At 56.2% G+C, this 1,545-nt stretch carries 1 protein-coding gene and 1 pseudogene; both read left to right on the top strand.

The features are described from left to right. Nucleotides 1–333: pseudogene (locus GE253_RS26430) on the top strand (IS3 family transposase); the annotation flags it as partial. Nucleotides 334–715: 382 nt separating this feature from the next. Beyond that, nucleotides 716–1,153, top strand: a complete 438-nt coding sequence (locus GE253_RS25655) for a hypothetical protein (protein ID WP_153206983.1) — start codon at nt 716–718, stop codon at nt 1,151–1,153. Nucleotides 1,154–1,545 lie beyond the last annotated feature (392 nt).

The raw sequence follows: 1,545 nt of genomic DNA on the forward strand, positions 1-1,545 counted from the left end.
GCTGCTGTTGACCTCAGGGTAGCGCTCGAGCGCTACCCTGAGGTCAACAGCAAACACAGCAGCGTTAACGCGTCTGAAAATATGGGCGGCGATCACAAAGTTGAAAGGATGTCATCGGATCTCACACATGAAACCGTCAATGGTCTCCACAAGGCGGAGGTCATCCACAGGCGGGGACCGTGGAAATCTTTCGAAGCTGTGGAATACGCCACCCTCGAATGGGTCGACTGGTTCAACAACCGCCGCCTGCTCGAACCTATCGGAAATATTCCACCAGCCGAGGCGGAACAACGCTATCATGACGCCGTGAGCGCTCAGCAAATGGCGGCATGACTCACGAACTTTGGCCGCCGACAATCCCGGACCGATTCAGCGACTGCAAGACTCGAGGTGAACGAGTCCAGATGCGGCTCGACGCAGGTTTGTAAGTTGATAGTCATGTTCTTCGTGCTCCAGGTTGTTGGAGTGACGAAGATACGCCAAGCCACCGGCGGCTGCGTTTGCCCAGGAGGAGATGTTCGCGGGATATCCATCTGGTGCTCGCCTTGCCGTGGCGAGACAGCTTAGTTCAAGATCGACGATTAATCGTGCTATGCCTCGCGGATCGAACAGTGATCTCCTGAACGGGCCCACGCAAGAAATAGGAGCGTCAGACGTGCGCGGAAGCGGTACTTCGGTTGGAAAAATCGGTTCCCAAGCCCTGTGGGATGCAGCCATGGCGTCCCGAGCTTTTCTCGAGCCGGTCTGGCCATCGTGGCATGCCGAGCGCGGTCAGACGCCGCCCGTTTTATCGGCATGGACCTGCAGTCGCTCAAGCCTGTTCCTGCAGCGTGTCCTTATTGAGGATTTTGGCATTGCAGCTGCGTGGATGACGGGGTGCCCTTTTGACGAACACGGCGTCGCCTTTCCGGCGGGTTTTCATTCGGCTGACGGCTGGCTGGGACATAGCTGGATTGTTGCCGGGGATTTGATTGTCGACATAACGGCAGATCAATTTGGCCTCGCCCCCGTCACCGTGGTTTCCGCTTCGGACAGCCGCTATCGAGCGTCCGAGGATCTCGCGCTCCTTGAATTCAAAGCCAAAAGGACGGCGACAGTCGATATGTTGTGGCCACACTGGCTCAGCCAAAAACCGGCTGGTTTTGGCAAGTGATTGGATGGAGGCCAACCTCTGATTTCGCCGGCCAATGACGCAGATGCGCAGCCAGCGGTGACCCTTACCGAACAGCCTATTGTCTTACGCGCGGAATGTCCTGACTGAACCGCGCCGGGTTTGCCGGAGGCTTGAATTCAATAGTTATGCGACCATGGCTTTAGTTTCCAGAGCTGCGTAGAAGTTGGCTTCGGCTTCTGCGGACGGAATGTTTCCGATTGGCTCGAGCAGGCGTCGGTTGTTGAACCAGTCGACCCATTCCAGGGTGTGGACTTGCCCTGGCAAAGTGGAGAGCCATCATCCTAAAATTTGGGTTTGATGGAGGTTTTGATGGTTCGAGTAAAGCAGGTCAAGATCACGGCGGAATTCAAGCGAGATGCGCTGCGGATTTT

The organism is Niveispirillum sp. SYP-B3756, from assembly GCF_009495745.1.
GTDB lineage: Bacteria > Pseudomonadota > Alphaproteobacteria > Azospirillales > Azospirillaceae > Niveispirillum.

What these genes read in the sequence shown, in the direction of transcription:
- GE253_RS25655 (WP_153206983.1), top strand. Translation starts at nt 716, where the DNA reads ATGGCGTCCCGAGCTTTTCTCGAGCCGGTCTGGCCATCGTGGCATGCC.